Here is an 18,936-nt window from a genome sequence, read left to right on the forward strand (position 1 = left end):
CAACACTCATAAAAGGGAAAAAATTATATGACAACCAACATTTCTAGCGATGTTAAAAAGAATATCAATAGATCGCTAATAATTGGCGTTCTTTTAATTGTTTTAGGAATTGTAGCGATCGCTTTACCTTCTTTCTCCACGATTTTTGCTGAGACTTGGTTTGCCTTGATTCTCATGTCTTCAGGATTTGCCAAACTAGTCTACGCTACTGAAACTCGTGATCGAGGAGGCTTTGTTTGGAAGCTTTTATTGAGCGGATTATACATTGCCACAGGTATAATGCTGTTTGTTTACCCTTTCAATGGCATTCTCACATTAACTCTGTTATTAGGTAGCTTTTTGTTAACCGAAGGTGTATTCGAGCTAATCCTTGCATTCCGCTTGCGTCCGCAACAAAACTGGACTTGGGTACTTGGCGATGGTATCATCACTTTAATATTAGGCGCAATGATTTGGTTTCAATTTCCCTTTAATGCGCCTTGGTTAATTGGTACACTAGTCGGTGTCAGCATTCTCTTCACCGGCATTTCCCGCGTAGGTTTATCATTGAATGCGCGTTCTGCCTTAAATCAATCTGAAGCTACAAGCGCTTAATTTTTTCGTAGTAAGCGATTCATCGCTTAATATCAAAGACTAAACACATTACGAGTAGAGACGTTCCGACGGAACGTCTTTATTTGTTAATCAATTCTTTTTTCTAAATACTGTCCAATCATCAATTGTTCACCTGCACGAGAGATAATTGATTGACGTGTGCGGTATTTTTCACCAATTAGCTTTAATTCTTCCTCGAATACTGAATTATTGTACTCGGTTCGCAAACATAAAGTTTTCGGGTTCGGGAAATAATATTGTGCGGTAACTGGTTTGGATGTGGCAAAACCGCGATCGCGATATAAAGTTGTTCCTAAAACACCAAACAATGTTGAACCTTTAGATTCCTTTCTTCCCGTCACTGAATCTGTATCCCAACTGACGTGAGTACCGCAAATTAAACTTGCAATATTTGGCAGATTATGCATCTCAGCCAGATGAAGCAACTCGTCACATCCCGGTTCTAAAAAACGGATGGCAATTATACTCACCATTTCCTTTGTTTCTCCCTCAGGAAGAGTATAATAGCGCCGTTCAGAACGCCACTGTCCCACCGATTCAGTAAAAAACTCTGTAATCTGGGATTCTTCAGCAGTTTGTGCAAAATATCGCGGTGATGTCACAGGTTGCCTTCCTCACGCAATGTCAATATAATCAGGTGTCCAGACAAATACATTATGTCTGTCCTAAATATCGAACTTATTTACTTTTCTTAATATAAACGTTATATTATCGAAATTACTGATAGTTTCGTTACAATGCGAAAAATAAAAATTTTCTAGTAGTTTAAACCCAAAGATAGAAGTGAAAAAAGTCACGAATTAGTAGTTAGGGTTTTCTAACTAGGGGCAGAGTCAAGCGTAGTTAAAAAATCTTTATAATTAGCCAGTAAATGTATAAATTCTAGATGAATTTATTTTTTTCTAGTTAAAACAAAACATGTATTATTTAATACTTTTTTTCTGTGATACAAGCCGTGATTTCTATTAAGAAATGAATTAGGATAGCAAATTTATGCTTTCTTGCCTTTTTTTATAAGTGATACAGCACCCTATCGCTTTAATCGAATGCATGTAGAGACGTAGCACTGCTACGTCTCTACAAGGAGAGGGGTTTTATATGTGTACTTCATTTGCCTGAAATCTGCTGTATATCAAGATGACTTGTTAGTAAACAGCTATCTTGGTTTAAAATCGCCCAAATATAGTAAAAAAATCATTTTGGACAAAAATATGTCGCATCAGTATACAACAAGACAAGGAGGTAAACAGATAACTCTTTCTTCCCGTTCTGCCGTATCCTCGTCTATGGGGTTAATAGGCAGTATGTTAGGAATAGGACTGTTAACGATGAGTTGCGGCTTACTTCCCAAAGAGTCGGCTGAAGCAGAATCTCAGCGTAGTGGTGGACAACAAGGTAATAATGCAACGGCAGTAGATGTAGCGATCGCTCGTACTGGTTTGCTGCGACAAGAACCAGAGTATACAGGTACTACAAATGCATTTCGCGTTGTCTCATTGCGATCGCAAGTCGAAGGGCGACTTTTAGCATTGAATGTAGATATAGGCAATGCCGTCAAAGGCGGGCAAGTCATCGGACAATTAGATGATGCCTTATTATTAACAGCATTAAAGCAAGCAGAAGCAGAATTAGCAGCTAGAAAATCAGAAGTAGCAAGAGCGAGAACTCAAGTAGCTAATGCTCGTGCAGAAGTAGAACAAGCGCGACTACAAGTAGTACAAGCCCAGGCAGACTCACAACGGCAACAGAAGCTATTAAAAGAAGGAGCGATCGCCCTACAATCCGCCGAACAATCACAAACACAAGCGCGAACTGCTGCACAAGCTCTCCGTGCAGCTACTGAGCAAGTCCGCACAGAAGAGCAAGCCGTTGCCGCTGCCCAAGGTAGAGTAGTTGCCCAACAAGCATTAGTTGCCGAGGCAAAAGAGCGCCGTTCTTATGCAAAGCTGACAGCTCCCATTGCCGGTGTAATCACAGAAAAAGTGACAGAACCGGGCAATCTTCTTCAGCCTGGAAACGAAGTCTTGAAAATAGGCGATTTTAGCCGCGTCAAAGTCATCGTTCAAGTTTCGGAATTAGAACTAGGAAAAATTCAACTAGGACAATCTGTACAAGTCAGTTTAGATGCCTTTCCAAATCAAAAATACACTGGTAAAGTAATACGCATTTCTCCAGCCGCTGATATAACAGCTCGCTTAATACCAGTTGAGGTAGAAATTCCCAATACCGATGGCAAAATTGGCAGCGGATTGCTAGCGCGGGTGAATTTTCAAAGCACCGCACAACAGCGAGTAGTTATACCCCAAACAGCGATTCAGCAACGTAGCAACGGGGTTTCTTCCCCCTCTCCCACCAACAGAGAAACCCCAAATCGCAATGGCATAGTATATGTGATAAATAACACAGATGGTAAACCAAAAGTGACATCTAAATCTGTGACGCTAGGAGAAAGAGCCGACAGCAAAATAGAAATTTTATCCGGCTTACAACCGGGAGAATCCTATGTAGTGCGGAGTGGTAAGTCGTTAAAAGATGGGGAAGATGTGCGGATTTCGGTTATTTCGGAAAAACCAGAATCAAGCCCGAAGCAGAATTAAAAATGAATGCAATCTACGTCGATAAATTTAACGTATTGTAGAGACGTTCCGCCGGAACGTCTTTACGATTCATCCAGGCAAAACGTCTTTACGATTCATCCCATACTTCAACGCGATAAAAAAAATATTTAAAATTGGAGCGGAGCGACAGATGCAGCAAACTAAAGTAAGCGGATTTAGTATTAGCGCGATCGCGATCAAACAACATATCGGTACACTCATGCTCACCCTCGCGGTGATTGTCATGGGGATATACTTTATGACAACCATCCAAGTGGATCTTCTACCAGCAATCACCTACCCGCGAATTGGTGTGCGGCTAGAAGCACCGGGTATTTCCCCAGAAGTAGCAGTAGATGAAATCACCAGACCCCTAGAAGAAGCTTTGTCTGCAACCGAGAATGTAGTACAAGTTTTTTCCCGCACTCGTGAAGGACAAGTCAGCCTCGATTTATACTTTGAACCCGGAGGCGATATTGACCAGGCTCTCAACGATGCTACCGCAGCTTTTAACCGAAGCAGAGGACAGTTACCAGACACAATTGAGGAGCCACGCTTATTTAAAGTCGATCCCTCACAACTACCAATCTACGAATTAGCACTGACATCTACCTCACTTCAAGGTAAAGATTTACGCGTCTTTGCCGATGAAGAATTATCGCGGGAACTCAGCGTTGTGCCGGGAGTTGCCGCAGTTGATGTATCTGGTGCGGCAGAAGAAGAAGTGCGCGTCTTAGTTGACTTAAGCCGCTTACAAGCATTAAATATTGGCTTAACCGATGTTCTCAATGAACTAACAGAGCGTAACCAAGATACTTCTGGTGGTCGGATTTTGGGGCAGAATTCCGAGCCGTTAACGCGCACCGTCGGTAGATTCAAAGATGCGAAGGAAATTGAAAACCTCTCGATTGAAGTCTCTTCCCCCGCTTCTACCACTCCCTCCCGTCGCGTTTATCTGCGAGACTTTGCCGAGGTAATTGATGGCACAGAAAACCAGCGAGTATCTGTGTATCTTAACCGTCAGCCAGCGGTGAAATTGTCAGTTCAAAAGCAGCCTGATGCGAATACAATTACAGTTGTGGAAGGAGTAAAGCAGCGAATTAAACAATTGCAACAATCGGGTTTAATTCCAGCGGATATGGTTTTGACCGCGACCACAGATGAATCTCGCTTCATCCGCAATTCTTTAAATGATGTAATTTTTAATGCGATTTCTGGAGCATTGTTGGCAGCAGTAGCAGTGCTGTTATTCTTGGGATCGCTGCGGCAAACATTTATTATTAGTCTGGCAATTCCGCTGTGTAGTTTGGCAGCGATCGCCATGATGAAATTGTTTGGCTTGAGTTTAAATGTGTTTAGTTTAGCAGGTCTAACTTTAGGAATTGGTCAAGCAATTGATACATCGGTTGTCATTTTAGAAAATATTTCCGAAAAAGCCGGTAAAACTCCGAATCAGAGAGAAAGAGATAAGGAGACAAAGAGACTTGGAGACAAAGAGAATTCAAAATTCTTTATTGAAAATGCGATCGCTTCTTCTCAAGAAGTAGAATCGGCGTTAGTTGCTGCTACTGCTGCTAACTTGGTTTCTGTCGTCCCATTTCTCTTAATTGGCGGTTTTATCTCACTACTATTTAATGAACTGATTCTGACAATTGCCTTTGCCGTAGCTGCTTCGTTACTCGTTGCTGTGACAGTCGTCCCAATGCTGACTTCTCGACTGCTGGCAATCCGCTGGTCTAGTGGTATAAGTAAATTTTGGCTGCTTAAACTGTTTAATCGCCGTTTTGAAGATGCGACGCGAGGATACGGCAGCTTTTTAAGAAAGATTATAGGCTTTCGCTTAGTTGTAGTTCCTGCTGCTTTGCTAATTCTCGGTGGTAGCAGCTTTTTCATGGTTGGTCAAATTCCCCAAGAAATTTTACCCCGAATTAATACCGGACAAGCCAACTTAAGAGCGCAGTTTCCACCCGGTACACCTTTGGAAACTTCTCAAAAAGTGATGCAAGCTGTCGATGAGATTTTGATGAAGCAACCAGAAAGTGAGTATGCTTTCACCACAGTGGGGGGTTCTCTGTTTGGTAATAATACTACCGAAAATCCTTTACGGGCAAGCAGCACGATTAATCTTAAAGAAGGCACAGATATAGACAAGTATGTTCAAAAAGTTACTCAGCAATTAAACAAACTCAACTTGGCAGGAATTCTGCTGCGTCTGAGTCCTGGTCAGGTGCGCGGTTTAATTTTGAGTAATACCCCAGCCCAAGGGTCAGAAGTTGACGTGATTCTGCAAAGTGAAGATGAAGAAAAATTACGAATAGCCGGCGCTCAAGTACTGCAAGCTTTAGAAGAAAAAGCAACATCAGCTAGATTTCGACCTGATGGTGATCCCCGGCAACCAGAAATACAAATTCGTCCCGACTGGGAACGAGTTGCCAATCTAGGATTGACAGCTCAACAAATTGGGGCAACCATTCAGACAGCAATTGAAGGTTCAGTTCCCACGCAAATTCAACGCGGCAACCGTTTGGTTGATGTGCGGGTGCAATTAAATACTGAAGCGATTCAGCGTCCCTCTCAGCTAGAAGGATTACCGCTATTTACCCAAAACAACAAACAAATTCGCCTTTCGGATGTTGCCCGAATTGAAGAAGGTCAAGCTCCTGGTGAAGTGCAGCGAATTAATCAACGTCAAGCTTTTATTATTGCAGGCAACTTAACCGAGGAAGCTAGTCTTGGTGAAGCACTCGCGGAAGTCAATCAAGTACTCCAAAGTATAAAATTACCTGATGGCGTTTCGATTGTTCCTAGTTCGGCTCAAGAAACTAATCAGGAACTTCAAGATGCTTTGAAAACTTTAGGAGCTTTAGCAGTTTTCCTCATCTTCGTCGTTATGGCTGTACAATACAATTCACTGCTTGATCCGTTAGTAATTATATTTACTGTCCCGCTGGCGTTAGCTGGGGGGATTTTTGGACTTTACATTACCAAAACTGCGATCGGTGCAACGGTAATCGTTGGTGTTGTCTTGTTGGTGGGAATTGTGGTGAATGCCGGAATTTTGATGGTGGAATCAGCGAACCAAGTTAGGGAGGAAGAAAATTGTACTCGTGAAATTGCCATTCTCAAAGCCGCTCCGCAACGCTTACGCCCGATTATGATGACTACTGTCACCACCATTTTAGGACTGTTTCCCTTAGCTTTGGGCATTGGTGAAGGTTCAGAGTTTTTGCAACCCTTGGGGATTGTCGTTTTCTTTGGAATGGCGATCGCTACATTGATGACTTTATTTATCATCCCCTGTTTGTACATCTTGCTGCATGAATTTCGACCTGGGGATTGGGCAAAGCCTGTTTTAATGCAGTTGCGTTATTTACGGAAAAATCTCAAAAGGTGGAATTGATTGCAAAGTGCGATCGCTTAAGATTTAGCCTCAAATATTCTGCATCATTAGCGATCCCCTACGTTATCATCAGCACAACCTATAAAGTAATAGTTGCAATAATCTTCACGATTTGTTACAAAAAGACAAAGAACTTCTAGAGACCTAAAACTACATGTTCGGCGGAATTACTGGTTTAAAAGATCCCAAAAGCACAGATTGGGGAGAGCGGATGCTCAATACTGTTGCTAGCCAAACGATTCGCCATCTGTTTTCCCAAAGCGAGTCAGTAGAAGTCTTTGTGCGCTGCTATCCCTCCAGCAAACTGTTGCAAGGCAGCATTGATAGCTTTAAAATGAACGCAACTGGCGTGGTGATTCGTAAAGATTTCCCCGCAGACGAAATTTCTGTGGAAACCGATGCTGTTTCGATTGATTTTAGCTCGGTTTTGGCTGGGAAACTAACTCTCAAGCAACCGACTCAAGCGATCGCTAAAGTCGTTTTATCAGAAGAAGGGATTAATTACTCTTTTAAGGCAGAACTGGTTAAAAAACGTCTGTTAAACCTCACCGTACCTGCCTTAACCGAATTATCTGGCGGCAATCCAGTATCTTTCCCAGAAATTCGGGTAGAATTATTGCCAGAAAATCGCCTGCGGATTTTTGCCAAGGCTGATTTAGGCGATCGCGAACTTGTACCTTTGGATATGACTGTAACTATAGCAGTTGAAAGGCGTCGGCGTGTTTCTTTTAAAGATCCCCAAATTGAACTTGATTCTGTACCAGAAGCGCAAAAGGAAATATCTAAAACCTTGAGCGTAGCACTGGCAGATATTTTGGATAATATGGTCGATTTAGATCGCTTTGACTTGGATGGAATAAAAATGCGACTTAATCGTTTAGAAACTCAAGGGAAACAGTTGATTTTTAGTGGTTATGCTGAGGTTGAGCGCATCCCACGTACTGGTTAATAGCCATTTCCAATTTTAGATTTAATTAGGGCTTGCTGAATGAATGTGTAATCTAGTCCAGATAAGGGGTTTAAGCCTTTTTTCACCAAACAAGTGCACTTGTTTAACATCTAGAGTCTCAAAACCCTTGCACAATCAAAGCGCGATCGCTAGGTAAAGAAAGGAAACTGAGCAACGAAACAACCATTTTGTAACCTGTGTGGCTTCTAGATTCGCTTTAAAGACTTATTCAGCAAGCCCTAATTAAACGCCGTCTAGATGATTCTAGGCGGCGTTGTGATTAATAAGTTTATAGCAAATAATCGTGATTAAACGCAAAGGGACGCGAAGGTAAACGCAGAGGGACGCAAAGTCTTCGTTAAATATTTGGCTATGAAATACGTGTACTTATTTCATAATTTAGGAAAAGGGGCAAGGAAAATATTCACCTTTCCCCTTCATCCCAATTTTGACATTAACCCAAATCAAAAAGCAAGATTTCTGCACCTACTTGAGTGCTGATTTCCAGTTGTTCTTCAACGATAATTTGTACACCATCGCCGGCTCTTAGTTCTTCACCATTTAAGGTTGCTATGCCTTGGGCTATTTGTAACCAAGCATAACGATGTGGTTTAACGTGATAATTTATCACATCACCAGGCTCTAAAACAGATGCGTATAAGTCAACATCTTGATGAATTGTGACAGCACCATCGCGTCCATCTTTGGCAGCAATTAAGCGTAGTTTTCCGCGCTTTTCTTCAATAGGAAAAGCTTTTTGTTCATACCTTGGTTTTAAGCCTTGCTTATCAGGAAGAATCCAGATTTGCAGAAGGTGTACTGGATCAGTTTGTGAGTGATTGTATTCGCTGTGAGTGATGCCAGTACCCGCACTCATGACTTGCGCTTCACCGGGAAGAATCACTGAACCTGTTCCTAAGCTGTCTTTATGCTCTAGCGCACCTTCTAGGACATATGTGAGAATTTCCATATCCCGATGACCGTGAGTACCAAAACCCGCACCTGGAACAATGCGATCGTCATTAATTACTCGCAGAGTGCGAAATCCCATGCGATTTGGATCGGAAAAACTCCCAAAAGAAAATGTATGGTAACTATCCAACCAACCAATTTTAGTGTGACCGCGTGCGTTCCTATCATGAATTAGATGGGTAACAGTATTTTGAGACATACATCAACCTCGTTTGTAATGATTTTTTATCTTAAAAAAGACAAGTTTTATTCTGTACCAGTCACGTATCAGCTAAGTCTTGGAATTGAGAACTGTTTAACCTGCTTGTTAACTATCTCAATAGTAACGGATGTATATTCAAAATGAAAAGTACGCACTAAAAAGTAACCTACTTCCCAAAAAGATACTGTATTTAATTGTTGGTTGATGGTTGTCAAAAATTACCACTAATCTTTCGCTCCTCGGCAGTCGCTCATGGGGAGGCATTGCGCTGCTGTTCAAAGTAGCGTCTCCCGGAACCCTTGAAGCACCTGCCATCAGCGATCGCTCGGAGGAAAAAATGTATTGAACGTTACAAACTTGATAAGAATAATAGCAAAAGTTGGTTATTTCTGTTTTAAGTGTCTTATATGTGCTTGCATTTTCTTAATTAAAGTGAAAATATCTTCGTGAGAACTGATTTCACAAAAATTCTACAGCGATCGCACAAATAAACTATCGCGATAGCGGCTATTTTTTAGTCAAGCTGTAGATAATTTAATGTAATCCTAAATTGGAGAATACAGATGAATCGTTTGCAATTGAACAGACTTCTAAAACTTGTATGCTGCTGCTTTCTAATTGTCGGCTTCAGCTTTATTCAAGTAGCACCAAATGCTTCTGCTGATAGCAAGACAATATTGGAACTTAAAGATTCAAATGGTGCTGCGACTATTCTTTTAGACGGGAATAAGGGCAATATCAGTGCAGGTGGTGGTGGTCACGAAGGTGATTTACTTCTGCTAGACACAAATGCTAAAGTGTCTGTTCATCTTGATGGCGGTGGCAGTAACCTCGTATTAGGTGGCAACGATCACTATGGCGATGTTTCACTTCTTTCTAAAGAAGCTACAAATCGCATTGTGTTAGAAGCATACGACAGTACTGTTCGCTTGTTTAACGCTGCTGGTGAAGAGACTATTAAAATAGATGGCAACTCCGGTGATGTTTTGGTTTATGGAACCTCTTTCAAGAACTTGCTTCAGAGAATTGAGGCATTGGAGAACATTAAGTAATTCTCCGTATCAAGTCCGGTTAATCACTGACAAGATTATCTTGCGTTGTTAGTAATTAGTTTTTCTCTCCACAAAATACAAGTGATGGGGTAATTAAACCCTGCCTAACTCAAAGCTGAAGTTGAAATTAATCTCAACTCCAGTTTTGAGTTTTGACTGTTGACAGCCACAACCCATAATTATGCCAGAATTCTTTAGACATAGAAAGAATGTAGAGACGTAGCAATGCTACGTCTCTAGAAGTTCTGGATAACGCATATTTAATTTTTACTTTTATGTCTAATGACGATGGTTATCAATGGTGCTGAATGTACCACCAAAAAGGCGATCGCGTATTGTGTCGTTCTGCAAAAAGTCATGAGGAAAACCAAGTTCAATTTGACTAACTTCGTTCAGACGTTGCAGATGTTCTGACGATAAACTGACATCTAAACAAGCTAAATTATCTTGAAATTGGCTTAACTTGCGGGCGCCAACAATGGGGATTATCACACCATTTTGATGACGCAACCAAGCGAGTGCAACTTGTGAAGGTGTGTGTCCAATTTCTTCGGCAACTTGAGTCACGACTTGCGCGATCGCTAAATTGCGTTCAGAAATACTTCCTCCTTCCGGACTTGCCAATCGTCCCTGTTCGCCGTTGCTACTAGGCTTATTATACTTCCCTGTCAGCACACCACCACCTAAAGGCGACCACGGTGTAACTGCCAAATCGAAGGCTTTTGCCATTGGTAACAAATCCCTTTCTGGTGTCCGCTGAAGTAAATTATACTCAATTTGCAATGCCACAAAAGGTGTCCAGCCATAAAATTGCGCCAGTGTGTTTGCTTGTGAGATAATCCAAGCAGGCGTGTCAGAAATGCCAACGTATAGTATTTTACCTTGCCGCACCAAATCATCAAGCGATCGCATAACTTCTTCAATCGGTGTCATGAAGTCCCAAGCGTGCAACCAAAATAAGTCAATATAGTCGGTATTCAAGCGTTTTAAACTGCCTTCTAACGACTGGATCATATTCTTGCGATGATTACCACTACCATTAGGATTACCTTGGCGATCGTTCATCTGTAAAGGAAAAGAGTATTTCGTCGCAACTACAAAACGTTCTCGTTCCTTAGCGATCAACTCACCAAGGATTTTCTCGCTGCTACCATCAGTGTAACCATTGGCAGTGTCAATAAAATTGCCTCCAGCTTCCACAAAAGCATCAAAAACCTTTTGGCTTTCGTCTTTGGAAGCACCCCAACCCCAATCTTCACCGAAAGTCATTGTTCCCAAGCAGAGTTCAGAGACTCTCAAACCGCTTTTGCCTAAGAGTTTGTATCTCATTACTATTTATTCACCGATACTATTGTCTTATTAAAAATATCAAAATTTTGCTTTCTGGAGGAAGATTAATTAGTATAAATTAGGGAAATAATTTTCATACTTAGGCAGTATTGACAAAATTTCCTCAGTTGAGAAATATAAATTCAGGACGAAAATTTATCATAAAAACTCTGCGTCACTCTGCGCTTACCTCCGCGCTCCTTTGCGTTAAAAAACGCACTCGTTCTTTATGCGATCGCTGTACTTCGACTAATATAAAAAAAACAATCCGCAAATTTTATGAATTATTATGTTATCTACGACGGTAATTGCAATCTTTGCGTTACTTTAGTGCAACTTTTAGAAACTTTAGATCAAGGAAAGCTGTTTCGCTACACTTCTATGCAAGATGAGGAAACACTTCAAAAGTGGGGAATCACGGCTATTGATTGCGAACAGGGAATGATTTTGATTGATGAAAACGCACCGGAAAGACGCTGGCAAGGTAGTGCGGCAGCAGAAGAAATTGGACGATTATTGCCGCTAGGTAGCGTATTTGTGGATGCGTATCGGGCATTACCGGCAGTGAAATGGGTAGGCGATCGCTTTTACGAACAAATCCGCGATAACCGCTATACTTTATTTGGTAAGCGTTCTAGTACCTATCAATCAGCATATTGTGTTGATGATAGCTGTCAAAAATAGATGCTATAATCAGCCCTTTAATATGAGCGGTGAACCGCTCACTACAAACTTACTTATCAGTCTGCTGATTGAACACTTCTAAAATGTGTCGGCAAAACTGTTTTAGCTTTTCCTCTATTTCTGGGGAAGGTTCAGATATACCAACACAACTCCAATTATCCACCGTAGAAAGTCGCCATACTTCACCTCGATGGTCAAATCCTGCGACTTCGACACCGATCGCTCGACGTAAGTTATTGATCGGATCTTGATAAAATCGGATTTGAATTAGTATACTGCGACTGCGCCAAGATTTGCTGATACCAGGAAAGTGAAAGCCGATATCTATGGAGTCTGGATCGACTAATTCCCTGGTTTCTGGGTCATTCTTCCAGGGTTTGAGATCCGATCTTGCATCAGGAAACTCAAATTTGAACAAGTTAACTACCGTCGCAATATTACTAGCAAGTTGAACGTTTGTTGCCTGTTCAGATGCATTCACGCTCATCCACTCCTATTTATCTGTTTTGTATAGGTAATTATCTAAATGCATTTATGCGATCGCTAATAAAATAATGTCCGTTTAATTAACATTAATAAAAACATCGGAACCGTCGTAGAGACGTTCCGCCGGAACGTCTTTACAGTATATGTGATTTGTCAGACATGATATAAAATAGTAAATCAAATAGCAGTTACAATAAATGGTATCACTATTTAGTTGTAAATATTCCGATGGAACGCGAAGCCGTAACAATCCGTTTTCCGGCTGACTTGCTTGTTAAAGCCAAGAAACTAAAATTCGTCAGCGAATCCTTGAATGATTTAGTAGTTGAGGCTTTGACTCGTGAAGTACGACATCGGAGGGGATGGGCAGTATTGTGTTTAGTATAACAAAAGCATAAATTCATGACGAAAATTTCTCACAAAAACTCTGCGTCACTCTGCGCTTACCTCCGCGTTCCTTTGCGTTAAAAATGTCAAATATAAACAATGCTGCAAATTTCCAACCAAGTAATCATCCCTGATAGTGATATCGAGCTTAGTGCTATTCGTTCCCAAGGTGCAGGAGGTCAAAATGTCAACAAAGTGTCCACTGCGATACATTTGCGCTTCAATATTGGTACTTCATCCCTACCGGATTTTTATAAAGAACAACTTTTAAAATTGAGCGATCGACGCATCACTCAGGAGGGAGTTGTTGTTATCAAAGCCCAAGAACACCGAACCCAGGAGAAGAACAAAGAAGAGGCTTTAAAACGACTTCAAGAACTCATTAAAAGCGTCGCAGTGTTACCCCGAAAACGCAAACCAACCAAACCGACTCGCAGCTCTCAAAGAAAACGTCTCGATAGCAAAACCAAGCGAGGACAGCTTAAGTCCATTAGAGGACAGATTGAGGATTGAAATTTATTCTTCATTGCTATGTGTCGAGCGATCGCTCGTTCAATAACAACTGATGGAATAGCAATTTCTAAGGCTTTGAGGACTATACCTGATTCGACCACTGGTGAAATCAAAGAGAATTCTTTGAGTTGCATTAGAGATCAATACACTCAGGCGACAAGCATCAGTTTAGCTCGTTTTGTGCTTAACCGAACCGTATTTGCCTAAGCACAGCAATTTTTACTTTTGTCAACTAGCTATTGATAGTTTTACTGATAAATATTTCGTTATAAAGTTTACCCAGAGTTTAAAAAGTTTATTTACTCACAGAGTCCGCAGTCAATACTACCAATGTAGGGTAATTAGTTATTTCTATTTTACCTGCATGGGGCTTGCTCATCCTCTGAATATGCTACACCAGAGACGCAATTAGGAAAATAATGATAAGAAAATCTTTCAGTACGGATAAGAGGCAAGAAAAACGGTTGTGGGGCAAGACCAGCAGGTTGCTAACCACCATTAGTCTTAGTATAGCATCGTCGGTCGTCACACTGTCTGTCGCCTTGACAGATAAGAGCAGTGTGGCTCAGACGACTAGCTCCTCTTCGTCCGCAGACTTTTTGAAAAAGGAAGTTCTTCCGCCACTGGGAGCAAATAACCCTGACTGCCGACCAGATGCAGATCATCCTGTGCCAGTGGTGCTAGTACATGGAACTGCCCTGGTCGCGGCTGACTGGGATGTACTATCTCCCCTGCTGGCAGCTAAAGGCTACTGCGTATACGCCTTGAACTATGGCAACCGTGCGACAAATGATATCAAAGATTCGGCTCAAGAACTCAAGGTGTTCGTGGATAACGTGTTGGCTCTAACAGGAGCCAGTAAGGTCTCTATCGTCGGTCACAGTCAGGGCGGGATGATGCCCCGCTACTATATCAAGTTTCTCGGTGGCGCGAATAAGGTTGACGACTTGATCGGGCTTTCCCCTTCCAACTACGGCTCTACGGCACCAAATCTGACGGCTTCTCTTATATGCCTTAGAGTGAGTTTTCCTCTTTCAGGTCCAGCTTGCACGCAGCAATCGCAAGGCTCGCCATTCCTCACAGAGCTGAACGCGGGTGATGATGCTCCAGGACCTGTCTCCTACACAGTAGTCGGCACTAAGTTCGACGAGATTATAGTTCCCTACACGAATAACTTTTTAAGATCGACGTCCGAGCGGGTAAGGAACATCACCTTGCAGGACTACTATCCGCTAGACCTCACAGAACACGCATATATAAATAAAGACCTTAACGCTTTCAAGTTTGTCTATGACGCACTTGCCAACCCAGGTCCAGCGAATCCTGAAAGGGCAATCAGCGGATACTAAAAGGCAATGATGTCGTACATCTGGCTTTTAGAGCTTCTGGTCTTGACCATGTAATATTATCTATCGAAGGAGTATAACAATATGCTGCACAAACATGCGCGGAAGTTAAAGGTGGAGGATTTAGAGGTTTTCGACGAAATCGAGAAAGAACTAACAGACGAGGAATTGCTTCAGGTGTGTGGTGGTGCTTCACCTAGTCTGGAGGACGTATTTTCTGCGCCTTCACAGTTAGCGGATTACACATTGAACCTGCTGGAAGGATATGGATCGGGCTTATCCGGCATCCTAAAATACTTAGTTAGGTAAGGAACTTTGACCAAAAAAGGATGAAGGATAAAGGATGAAAAAAAGGAAAAAATAATTTCCTTTCACGCATTTAATTCTTTTTTCCAAATTTTATACTTCATACTTCATCCTTTTATTGATGGGGTTTACTTTATACTTCATACTTTAGATGACTGGTTTTTATCACCATTTTCTGATGCTATTGGTGGTAAATCTGCGGTCGTTTCAACAACCAAAAGAGCATTTTCTTCAAATCTGAGTTTTGAGCTTTTGATATAGTCTTCATCAATTTCAAAAGCTAACCAGCGTCTTTGTAAAGTTTCTGCAACTCTACCTGTCATGTTAGAACCGGCGAAAGGTTCTAAAACAATATCCCCTGGTTCTGTACAAAGGTTGATGACAAACTCAGGTAAAGCTTGAGGGAATCTTGCCGGATGTGGCTTAAAACCTTCTTCTTTGCAACGTCGTTGATAATAATCGTTAGAAGCAGTATTTGAGGCAGAAATTAGATTTACAGGCTGCACTAAATCTTCTTGTAAAAGAACTGGTTGCCCTATTTCTTCTTTATCTGCACTGCAACGTCCATCAATAATATTCGGGGGAATAGCTCCTCCTCTATCGTTTCCAAATTTATTGGAAATATCATGTCCTGATGGTCTGACTTTGGGTTTATATCCATTCTTAATCAGGTTTTTCATCGCATCGCTATAAGGCTTTAAAACTCTTCTATTGTTAGCTTTCGGATGCGGTTCTTTTGACAACCACCAAATTGTATTGACCGAATCTTTAACTCTTTCTCTGCGAACTGTTACCCATTCAGCGGGGGTAGGAAGTTTAGCTGGATTATACCAATATAATTCTTGTGCTAGATAAAATCCAAGTCCACCTTTTTCTTTGGCTTTGCACAGAGCAACTACTAATTCAAAGTGGTAAAGAGAACGAACTGGCATTCCTTTAATCCAGCTGCCACCAATATCAATAACTAGTGAACCTGTTGGTTTCAAAATACGATGAAACTGTGCAGCATAATCTTTAAACCATTCTACATATTCGTCGGCATCAACATTTCCATATTCTTTTTTACGAACCAGTGCAAATGGTGGAGAGGTGCAAATCAGGTCGATACTTTCGCTACTGATACCTGCCATTAATTCCAGGCTATTTCCCAAATAAGCAGCACCAAATATTGTTTTGTAATAAGGTTCGCAATCAAGTTTCATATGAAAGTATTTAGTCTGTAAATATGCATTATCCAAAACCATTGTAGACGCGATTAATCTACAAGTAGACGCGATTAATCTACAAGTAGACGCGATTAATCGCGTCTCTACAAGGGTTTTGCGCGAAACTAAACTTTCATATTTAAGGTACGCACCAAGAAAGCCCATTTATCTGCTGCTTCTTCGATAATTTTAGCTGTAGGTTTACCTGCACCATGTCCCGCTTTCGTCTCAATTCTAATTAAAACAGGATTCTCACCTATGTGTGCAGCTTGCAAAGCGGCAGCAAATTTGAAACTATGAGCAGGGACAACGCGATCGTCATGATCGGCTGTGGTTATCATCGTAGCAGGATAAGCTGTACCGGGTTTGAGGTTATGCAGTGGGGAATAAGCATAAAGCGCTTTGAACTCTTCTAGATTATCCGGCGAACCATATTCAGCAACCCACGCCCAACCGATGGTAAACTTATGAAAGCGCAACATGTCCATTACCCCGACTGCTGGCAAAGCTGCACCAAACAAATCGGGACGTTGAGTCATGCAAGCACCAACTAATAATCCGCCATTGCTACCACCTGCGATCGCCAGTTTATCACTTTTGGTATACCCATTACCAATCAACCACTCGGCAGCAGCAATAAAGTCATCAAACACATTCTGCTTTTTCAGCTTCATTCCCCCTTGATGCCATTCTTCCCCATATTCACCACCACCGCGTAAATTTGGCACAGCATAGACACCACCCATTTCTAGCCATACTAACGAACTGACAGAAAAACTCGGTGTTATGGAGATATTAAAACCACCATAAGCATACAAATATGTGGGATTATTTCCATCAAGTTTAATCCCCTTTTTATAGGTGATAAACATCGGTACTTGGGTATTATCTTTGCTGCGATAGAAAACTTGTTTAGTTTCATAATCAGCAGGATTAAAATCTACCTTTGGCTGTCGGAAAACTTGACTTTTTCCGCTTACTATGTCGTAGCGATAAATAGTTGGTGGTGTGGTAAAGCTAGTGAAGCTATAAAAAGTTTCGGTATCATGACGTTTGCCGTTAAAGCCTCCCACTGAACCAAGCCCAGGTAATTCTACCTCTCTAACAAAAGTGCCATTGAGGTCAAAAATTTTGACTTGGCTGTGAGCATCTTTGAGATAATCAGCAACAAACTGATTGTTGAGGATGCCGACACTTTCCAAAGTTTCCACTGCTTCGGGAATGATTTCTTGCCAAGCTGATTTTTCAGGATTTTTACTATCAATGGCAATAACTTTAGCGCGGGGTGCATCTAAATCTGTACGAAAATAAAAGACGCTATCATCATTGTCGATAAAGCTATAATCTGCTTCAAATTCCTTAATTAGTTCGACTACTTCAGCATCTGGGTTAGTCAAATCTTTGTAGAAAAACAGATTTTTCGATTCACTTCCTGACCAAACGGAAATTACTAAATAATGTCCATCTTCTGTGACACCACCACCAAATCCCCATTCTTTTTGGTCTGGACGTTGATAAATTAATGTGTCTTCTGATTGGGATGTACCCAATTTGTGGTAAAAAAGCTTTTGATAATAGTTGACATCTTCTAATTTGGTTTTTTCATTTGGTTCATCGTAGCGACTGTAGAAAAAGCCTTGATTATCCTTTGTCCACGATGCAGCAGAGAATTTAATCCACTTTAAATGGTCTGGTAAATCTTCAGTTGTTTCCACATCTCGGACTTTCCACTCTTGCCAATCAGAACCAGATGAGGATAAACCGTATGCTAAAAGTTTACCATCTTCGCTGATAGATAAACCCGAAAGCGCAACAGTACCATCTGCTGAAAGTTTGTTGGGATCGAGTAAAACTTTCGGTTCACCGTCGAGACTTTTCAGAGTGTAGAGGACGCTTTGGTTTTGCAGTCCGTCATTTTTGAAATAAAAGTAGTTTTCGCCTTCTTGAAAAGGGATACTATATTTTTCATAATCCCACAATTTGGTAAGACGCTGTTTGATTTTTTCTCTAGCGGGAATTTCGTTTAGATAGCCAAAGGTAACTTTATTTTGTGCTTCAACCCAAGCTTTGGTTTCTTCTGAGTCTGGGTCTTCTAAGAAGCGATAAGGATCTGCAACTATAGTACCGTGATAGTCATCAACGCGATCGCTCTTCAGGCTGGATGGATAAGTCAGTTGTTTTTCGCTGGTCATAGTAAATGCTAATTTTTTCGTGACATAGTTCTAAGATAGAACTTTCCTAAATCTTGGCAACCCAAAAGCAAGTCATCCAGTTGAGAAATCAGGAGCTTTTTTTTACAACCGATGCGGACTGAATAAAATTATAATCGTTCCTATTAAGGAAATTGTCACACCAAGTAAATCATACTTGTCTGGTTTTACACCTTCAACTAACCATAACCAAACCAGAGATGAGAGAATGTAAATACCACCATAAGCAGCGTATACTCTGCCAGCGTTTGAAGCATCTATCTTAGTTAGGGTGAAAGCGAAGATAATTAGAGCTAAAATACCGGGAATAATCAAAAGTGTGCTTTTTCCCAGTCTGAAAGTTGCCCAAAAAGCGTAACAACCAGAGATTTCTCCGAATGCAGCAACTAAGAATAAAACCAATGTTTGCATTTTCGGCTTCAGGAAATAAATAACAGATGCATAGTTTATTACTCGCATCTGAATGAGTCAATAAATATTTATATGATGTCCTAATAAATAACCATAATAAAAGAACCCCACCCGCCTGTGGCACCCTCCCCGCTTGCGGTGAGTCCACTCGGCGGTGTCGGTTTCCGTCCCGTCGAAGTGGCGAACCCGGAGGGGGAGGGTTGGGGAGGGGTTCTTCATCAATTATGGGGGATTGCCCGGACATGATATTACATCTAATTAGAAAGAGCCGG

19 protein-coding genes are annotated in these 18,936 nt (G+C 41.3%); 12 read left to right on the forward strand and 7 right to left on the reverse strand.

Translation table 11 applies throughout. From position 1 onward, the window contains the following. Window positions 1-27 precede the first annotated feature (27 nt). Window positions 28-594 carry an HdeD family acid-resistance protein gene (locus tag TOL9009_RS0105855; RefSeq protein WP_029631795.1) on the forward strand — a complete coding sequence of 189 codons (567 nt, stop codon included), beginning with the start codon at window positions 28-30 and terminating at the stop codon, window positions 592-594. A gap of 86 nt (window positions 595-680) precedes the next feature. Here TOL9009_RS0105855 and TOL9009_RS0105860 read toward each other — a convergent pair whose 3' ends face one another. Beyond that, window positions 681-1,217 carry a phycobiliprotein lyase gene (locus tag TOL9009_RS0105860; protein ID WP_029631796.1) on the reverse strand — a complete coding sequence of 179 codons (537 nt, stop codon included), beginning with the start codon at window positions 1,215-1,217 and terminating at the stop codon, window positions 681-683. 684 nt (window positions 1,218-1,901) lie between these two features. On the opposite strand from TOL9009_RS0105860, the gene TOL9009_RS0105865 reads away from it, so the two are divergent. The 3 genes from TOL9009_RS0105865 (at window position 1,902) to TOL9009_RS0105875 (ending at window position 7,561) form a co-directional block, all read left to right on the forward strand. Continuing rightward, complete coding sequence (locus tag TOL9009_RS0105865) at window positions 1,902-3,212, forward strand: efflux RND transporter periplasmic adaptor subunit (protein WP_398344919.1); 1,311 nt, start codon at window positions 1,902-1,904, stop codon at window positions 3,210-3,212. Window positions 3,213-3,363: 151 nt separating this feature from the next. Continuing rightward, window positions 3,364-6,612, forward strand: coding sequence for an efflux RND transporter permease subunit (locus tag TOL9009_RS0105870; protein ID WP_029631800.1), 3,249 nt, complete (start codon window positions 3,364-3,366; stop codon window positions 6,610-6,612). 154 nt (window positions 6,613-6,766) lie between these two features. Then, window positions 6,767-7,561: an LmeA family phospholipid-binding protein gene (locus TOL9009_RS0105875; RefSeq protein ID WP_029631802.1), complete on the forward strand. Its 795-nt coding sequence runs from the start codon at window positions 6,767-6,769 to the stop codon at window positions 7,559-7,561. Between the two features lie 454 nt (window positions 7,562-8,015). Here the strand turns inward: TOL9009_RS0105875 and TOL9009_RS0105885 are convergent, their stop codons facing one another. Then, a complete protein-coding gene (locus TOL9009_RS0105885; protein ID WP_029631804.1) occupies window positions 8,016-8,732 on the reverse strand; it encodes a pirin family protein in 717 nt (238 codons plus the stop codon). A 211-nt stretch (window positions 8,733-8,943) separates the two neighbouring features. On the opposite strand from TOL9009_RS0105885, the gene TOL9009_RS46925 reads away from it, so the two are divergent. Beyond that, on the forward strand, window positions 8,944-9,081 hold the full coding sequence (locus tag TOL9009_RS46925) for a hypothetical protein (RefSeq protein ID WP_186227490.1): 138 nt from the start codon (window positions 8,944-8,946) through the stop codon (window positions 9,079-9,081). 217 nt (window positions 9,082-9,298) lie between these two features. Continuing rightward, on the forward strand, window positions 9,299-9,787 hold the full coding sequence (locus TOL9009_RS0105890; RefSeq protein WP_029631805.1) for a hypothetical protein: 489 nt from the start codon (window positions 9,299-9,301) through the stop codon (window positions 9,785-9,787). A 279-nt stretch (window positions 9,788-10,066) separates the two neighbouring features. On the opposite strand, the gene TOL9009_RS0105895 is transcribed toward TOL9009_RS0105890, so the two are convergent. After that, window positions 10,067-11,116, reverse strand: a complete 1,050-nt coding sequence (locus TOL9009_RS0105895; protein WP_029631807.1) for an aldo/keto reductase — start codon at window positions 11,114-11,116, stop codon at window positions 10,067-10,069. Between the two features lie 279 nt (window positions 11,117-11,395). On the opposite strand from TOL9009_RS0105895, the gene TOL9009_RS0105900 reads away from it, so the two are divergent. Further along, a complete protein-coding gene (locus TOL9009_RS0105900; protein ID WP_029631809.1) occupies window positions 11,396-11,800 on the forward strand; it encodes a thiol-disulfide oxidoreductase DCC family protein in 405 nt (134 codons plus the stop codon). A gap of 49 nt (window positions 11,801-11,849) precedes the next feature. Here TOL9009_RS0105900 and TOL9009_RS0105905 read toward each other — a convergent pair whose 3' ends face one another. Continuing rightward, the gene (locus TOL9009_RS0105905) at window positions 11,850-12,281 is read right to left on the reverse strand and encodes a hypothetical protein (RefSeq protein ID WP_029631811.1); all 432 of its coding nucleotides are present in this window, start codon (window positions 12,279-12,281) and stop codon (window positions 11,850-11,852) included. A gap of 233 nt (window positions 12,282-12,514) precedes the next feature. Between TOL9009_RS0105905 and TOL9009_RS46930 the strand changes: the two genes are divergently transcribed. From TOL9009_RS46930 to TOL9009_RS0105920, 5 genes are all read left to right on the forward strand, one after another. Continuing rightward, a complete protein-coding gene (locus tag TOL9009_RS46930) occupies window positions 12,515-12,673 on the forward strand; it encodes a YlcI/YnfO family protein (protein WP_186227705.1) in 159 nt (52 codons plus the stop codon). A 99-nt stretch (window positions 12,674-12,772) separates the two neighbouring features. After that, on the forward strand, window positions 12,773-13,186 hold the full coding sequence (gene arfB / locus TOL9009_RS0105910; protein WP_029631812.1) for an alternative ribosome rescue aminoacyl-tRNA hydrolase ArfB: 414 nt from the start codon (window positions 12,773-12,775) through the stop codon (window positions 13,184-13,186). A gap of 18 nt (window positions 13,187-13,204) precedes the next feature. Beyond that, the gene (locus TOL9009_RS45240; protein WP_144238167.1) at window positions 13,205-13,393 is read left to right on the forward strand and encodes a hypothetical protein; all 189 of its coding nucleotides are present in this window, start codon (window positions 13,205-13,207) and stop codon (window positions 13,391-13,393) included. Between the two features lie 392 nt (window positions 13,394-13,785). Beyond that, the gene (locus TOL9009_RS0105915) at window positions 13,786-14,535 is read left to right on the forward strand and encodes an esterase/lipase family protein (RefSeq protein ID WP_199341439.1); all 750 of its coding nucleotides are present in this window, start codon (window positions 13,786-13,788) and stop codon (window positions 14,533-14,535) included. Window positions 14,536-14,616: 81 nt separating this feature from the next. Continuing rightward, complete coding sequence (locus TOL9009_RS0105920; RefSeq protein ID WP_029631814.1) at window positions 14,617-14,841, forward strand: hypothetical protein; 225 nt, start codon at window positions 14,617-14,619, stop codon at window positions 14,839-14,841. 137 nt (window positions 14,842-14,978) lie between these two features. Here the strand turns inward: TOL9009_RS0105920 and TOL9009_RS0105925 are convergent, their stop codons facing one another. From TOL9009_RS0105925 to TOL9009_RS0105935, 3 genes are all read right to left on the reverse strand, one after another. Further along, the gene (locus TOL9009_RS0105925) at window positions 14,979-16,040 is read right to left on the reverse strand and encodes a DNA-methyltransferase (RefSeq protein ID WP_029631815.1); all 1,062 of its coding nucleotides are present in this window, start codon (window positions 16,038-16,040) and stop codon (window positions 14,979-14,981) included. Between the two features lie 128 nt (window positions 16,041-16,168). Further along, window positions 16,169-18,235, reverse strand: coding sequence for a prolyl oligopeptidase family serine peptidase (locus TOL9009_RS0105930; RefSeq protein WP_029631816.1), 2,067 nt, complete (start codon window positions 18,233-18,235; stop codon window positions 16,169-16,171). Window positions 18,236-18,337: 102 nt separating this feature from the next. After that, window positions 18,338-18,664 carry a YnfA family protein gene (locus TOL9009_RS0105935; protein ID WP_029631817.1) on the reverse strand — a complete coding sequence of 109 codons (327 nt, stop codon included), beginning with the start codon at window positions 18,662-18,664 and terminating at the stop codon, window positions 18,338-18,340. Window positions 18,665-18,936 lie beyond the last annotated feature (272 nt).

Origin of the sequence: [Scytonema hofmanni] UTEX 2349, from assembly GCF_000582685.1 — a bacterium.
Taxonomy (GTDB): Bacteria; Cyanobacteriota; Cyanobacteriia; order Cyanobacteriales; family Nostocaceae; genus Hassallia; species Hassallia hofmanni.

Excerpts from the sequence above, each read along its gene's own strand:
- TOL9009_RS0105855 (WP_029631795.1), top strand. The coding sequence starts at position 28 with ATGACAACCAACATTTCTAGCGATGTTAAAAAGAATATCAATAGATCG.
- TOL9009_RS0105865 (WP_398344919.1), top strand. The coding sequence starts at position 1,902 with ATGGGGTTAATAGGCAGTATGTTAGGAATAGGACTGTTAACGATGAGT.
- TOL9009_RS0105870 (WP_029631800.1), top strand. The coding sequence starts at position 3,364 with ATGCAGCAAACTAAAGTAAGCGGATTTAGTATTAGCGCGATCGCGATC.
- TOL9009_RS0105875 (WP_029631802.1), top strand. The coding sequence starts at position 6,767 with ATGTTCGGCGGAATTACTGGTTTAAAAGATCCCAAAAGCACAGATTGG.
- TOL9009_RS0105885 (WP_029631804.1), bottom strand. The coding sequence starts at position 8,732 with ATGTCTCAAAATACTGTTACCCATCTAATTCATGATAGGAACGCACGC.
- TOL9009_RS0105890 (WP_029631805.1), top strand. The coding sequence starts at position 9,299 with ATGAATCGTTTGCAATTGAACAGACTTCTAAAACTTGTATGCTGCTGC.
- TOL9009_RS0105895 (WP_029631807.1), bottom strand. The coding sequence starts at position 11,116 with ATGAGATACAAACTCTTAGGCAAAAGCGGTTTGAGAGTCTCTGAACTC.
- TOL9009_RS0105900 (WP_029631809.1), top strand. The coding sequence starts at position 11,396 with ATGAATTATTATGTTATCTACGACGGTAATTGCAATCTTTGCGTTACT.
- TOL9009_RS46930 (WP_186227705.1), top strand. The coding sequence starts at position 12,515 with ATGGAACGCGAAGCCGTAACAATCCGTTTTCCGGCTGACTTGCTTGTT.
- arfB (WP_029631812.1), top strand. The coding sequence starts at position 12,773 with ATGCTGCAAATTTCCAACCAAGTAATCATCCCTGATAGTGATATCGAG.
- TOL9009_RS45240 (WP_144238167.1), top strand. The coding sequence starts at position 13,205 with ATGTGTCGAGCGATCGCTCGTTCAATAACAACTGATGGAATAGCAATT.
- TOL9009_RS0105920 (WP_029631814.1), top strand. The coding sequence starts at position 14,617 with ATGCTGCACAAACATGCGCGGAAGTTAAAGGTGGAGGATTTAGAGGTT.
- TOL9009_RS0105925 (WP_029631815.1), bottom strand. The coding sequence starts at position 16,040 with ATGAAACTTGATTGCGAACCTTATTACAAAACAATATTTGGTGCTGCT.
- TOL9009_RS0105930 (WP_029631816.1), bottom strand. The coding sequence starts at position 18,235 with ATGACCAGCGAAAAACAACTGACTTATCCATCCAGCCTGAAGAGCGAT.
- TOL9009_RS0105935 (WP_029631817.1), bottom strand. The coding sequence starts at position 18,664 with ATGCAAACATTGGTTTTATTCTTAGTTGCTGCATTCGGAGAAATCTCT.